The organism is Halorubrum sp. C191, from assembly GCF_002727095.1.
GTDB lineage: Archaea > Halobacteriota > Halobacteria > Halobacteriales > Haloferacaceae > Halorubrum > Halorubrum ezzemoulense.
Genome location: NZ_NHNZ01000062.1, coordinates 1 through 3,636 on the forward strand (window position 1 = coordinate 1; position 3,636 = coordinate 3,636).

At 48.8% G+C, this 3,636-nt stretch carries 2 protein-coding genes; one reads left to right on the forward strand and one right to left on the reverse strand.

Annotation, left to right across the window (positions count from 1 at the left end):
* Positions 1–3 precede the first annotated feature (3 nt).
* Entirely contained in the window at positions 4–2,733 is a 2,730-nt protein-coding gene (pglX, locus tag Z052_RS05670) for a BREX-5 system adenine-specific DNA-methyltransferase PglX (protein WP_099288898.1), read from the reverse strand.
* 255 nt (positions 2,734–2,988) lie between these two features.
* Between pglX and Z052_RS19730 the strand changes: the two genes are divergently transcribed.
* Positions 2,989–3,636 (forward strand): TATA-box-binding protein (locus Z052_RS19730; RefSeq protein ID WP_144050006.1); only part of this gene is annotated, 648 nt, incomplete at its 3' end.

Here is a 3,636-nt window from a genome sequence, read left to right on the forward strand (position 1 = left end):
TTTCTACATAAGAGCGAGATTGTTTAACGCTGGATGTGTGTAATAGTATCCCGAATCAGACTGCTCCGGCAATAAATTGGGGCCGATATAATATGGACTAGTTGGTTCAGAGGTACGCAAAGAACCCATAATCGAATACTGTATTTTTGCCATCTTTATCAGTTCATCTTTCTCCTCTAAAGAAGTAATCCAAGGAATTCGGCCGACGTCACCTTGATTCCACTGACGTTCAGGAGTGAGAGAAAGGAACAAACAGTGGTACAGATCACTGTTTAAAACGGACATAAGTCTCCAGGGGGAGTGTTCTGTATCGGGGATTACCATTGACCCAGCAACGTCAAACACATATCCGTTAGGTAGATAGCCAAATCTTCTTCCTGTATCTTTGATATATGTCCAACTAATCCCTTCCTTTTCATATAATTGACTATTTTGGAACCGTGCTCGTCCTGTGGCACGGATCTCTCTCGCATCGTTACTGAAATTCACAGTGTGGATCGCTGGTGGAACAATCCACGCATCAGATCCGCCTTTGGCATAAGGTCGGAAATCTTCCGACGTAGACTCCCAGTGCTTTCTCAAAAAACGAGCATTGTTCCCTGTCGCTAGCCCTTGAGCGACCGTGGATATGCTTTCCCCCTCAATATTCGCAACATCTGCGTCTATTTTTTGTTGTGTATCATGTAGCTGCCTAACTTCTGATGGAATAGAATAATTAAGAGGTGTTTCTGGTATCTTTGAAAATTCATCTAATGAAATATTGAATTGGCGTTCAATCTCGTCTTTATTAGATTGACAGATGATATCCGTAAATATATCTTCTTTCTTCCCCTTTTCGATGTCATATAACCGAATAAACGCGCCCATATTGTTTGATTCAATACCTGATCTGACGACGGTTCCAGCTGTGCGTACCGTGGCGTTGTCAAGAATACCTAAGCCGAATTCCGCAAGGAAATCAAATAGACCTTGACTACCAACGAAATCCTGACGGAACTGCTTAAACGATTTCTTGAACATAAAGGAACGCGGGATCAACATACCGATACGCCCGCCTTTCCGAACGATCTCCTCACATACTTCAAAAAATGTGATATAATATTCCGGACTGTATTGATAATTCTGCTCAACATATTCCGTAATCTGATCAGGCATCCGCTTTCGCGACCCATACGGCGGATTCATAAGCGCCACATCATAATCCTGTGCCAGAATATCCAACAAGCGAACGAAGCTTCGCAGGTCCTGCGCTAAGAACGAATCCGTCTCCTGATGATCTTCGACTGCTTCTCGCAGACTATGGAGTACCTGCCCGAGCGTATGGCTCTCTCGGGGGTCGTCACCGAGGGTCAATTGAGTGCCGCCGATGTCAGCATCGTCCTCGAATAGGTCACTGAGTGTCCCACGCACGTCCAACAAACTTCCGAGCCCATGGACTTCCTCAAAGGCGTCGAGGATGCGCCGCAGCGCGTTCTCGATTTCTTCATCATCGCCAGCAATTTCCTCGAATACCGCTTCAACTCCGTCGATCTCAGCGACTGTCGCATCAGCACAGACGATACCCACTTCCGGCATGTCGAAACCATCGGCACCCTCGGTCTCGGCCCGAGTCCGGCCTTTCAGGTAGAGGTTGAATGCCGCAAGCTGGCAGGCGCGCATATCAAGGTCTACACCGTAGAGGTTGTGCCGGAGGATCTTTCGAGGGATGTCCTCGTCAGGCAGGTCGGTCTCGGCGCGCCAGATGCGCTCCAGCACGTCGAAGGCGTACAGCAGAAAGTGGCCACTTCCACAAGCGGGGTCGATGACTCGAAGCTCTTCAGGGTGCTCGAAGTCGGTAGGCTCACCCTTTTCTTCCGAAGGAACTAGATAAGTACAGAAGTTAGCAATATTCGGGGACTCGTCGGGTGAGAGGGGTCGGTTCTTGCGTTTGTCGGGCGAGAACTCCTCCTGCGCTTTGACGACATCCTGTAACTCGCCGGTGTGTTCGAGGTAGAGCTTTCCGAGGGAGTTGTCGGTGAGCATTCGGACGACCCAGTGGGGCGTGTAGAACTGATTTGCCGGTGGAACGTCTGCGGGTTCGAGTCCCTCGCTATCACCCTTGCGACGCAGATCATCGAGCAGCTTGACGTTGTAGTATTCGTAGACCCACCCGAGCACGTCGTCAGCCCGCCATACCTCGTCGGGAACCGAATCTAGCTTCTCGCAGAGTTCTTCGAACGTGTCGTCGTCGGGGTCGAGCAGACTGTAGGCCGACGATCGGTCGAAGAGGATCTCGATCTCCTTGGCGAGATCGTCGCAGGCGTTGTGGTAGGCCTGGAGGATGGCTTCGTCTTCCAGCAGGAACTCATCGTGGACGAGAATCTCGGCTGCCGGAGTCAGCCCGTTGTCCTTGAATACGGTGACCTCCTCGTCAATGAAATCCCGCACTTCCATACAACGCAGCGCAGCTAATCGATTGACGATGGTGTAGCCCACGCCCGTAACATACTGATCGAAGGCCTCAGTCCAGGTTTCGCCGTCGACGGCTTCGAGTTCAATCGCTTCGACGAGCTGCTGGGTGTCTTCGTGTAGCGAGTCGATGTCCTCGGGCTCGTCGTTGAGGCCTTTCTGCGTGAGCTGGAACTCAACGTTGTCCTCGACGCGTTCGCGCATCTCAGTGACGACATCTTCGAGATGTTCACGCTCTTCCTTATCCAGTTGGGCCTTCCGTTGAGAGAGAGAATCGCTTACCATGGGAAGTGATCTGTATGCTATGTCGGAATCACACGACAAACATTAATGTTGCCGAAAGGTGGTCTCGGGACATCTGTCCTCTCAATACCTTGGGATAGAAGGGTCGCAAATTGATGACTTCCCCGTAGCAGTTATAAAGCTCATCGGCTAATAACTGTCCATCAGAGATGAACTGTCGGTGGTGGCGACCTCTATGAGCAGCTGGTTAGACCGTTGCCTTTGTACTCGCTCTAATCCATTAGTAAATGGGTTGATATGAACTCAGGTAGTAGAGAATCGGAGGGGTCTGATGGCAGCTATAGTATTTCTGAAATTGATACAGTCTTTACTGAGGAGGATTTATCTGAGGAGGGGTTTGTTCTGAGTAATTTAGTCGGGTCACTCCGACTCAACCGCCAACTTGATTTAGAGGCTCTTACTTCTGATTTAGAAAATACAGAATATCACCCAGAAACATATCCATCGATGATCTACCGCCCATTTGGGTCCGAAAGCAGTGTTAGTGTTCTCACCCCATCATCAGGGAAATTAGCCATCGTAGGAGCAAAAAGCAAACAAGAGCTTAGAGAAGGAACAGAAAAATTCCTAAAATCTCTCATAAACTTGGGAATTGAGGTAGAAACATCGACTGACAACATCCTCATTCAAAATATTGTGGCAAATTACGACCTGAATGTCGAACTCGATTTATCCATTGTAGCACTAAGTCTTGATTTGGAAAATGTCGAGTACGAACCGGAACAGTTTCCTGGGCTGATTTATCGGAGTATAAATGGTTCTACTGTATTGGTGTTCGGAAGTGGAAAGAGCGTAATTACGGGCGCCAATACATATGAGGACATTATCAATTCACGAGATGAGGTTAAAGAAAAGTTGCGGGAGATCGGAGTGACCCGACTAAAT

Bases quoted from the DNA above. Each gene is read 5' to 3' on its own strand.
- pglX (WP_099288898.1), bottom strand. From the start codon at position 2,733: ATGGTAAGCGATTCTCTCTCTCAACGGAAGGCCCAACTGGATAAGGAA.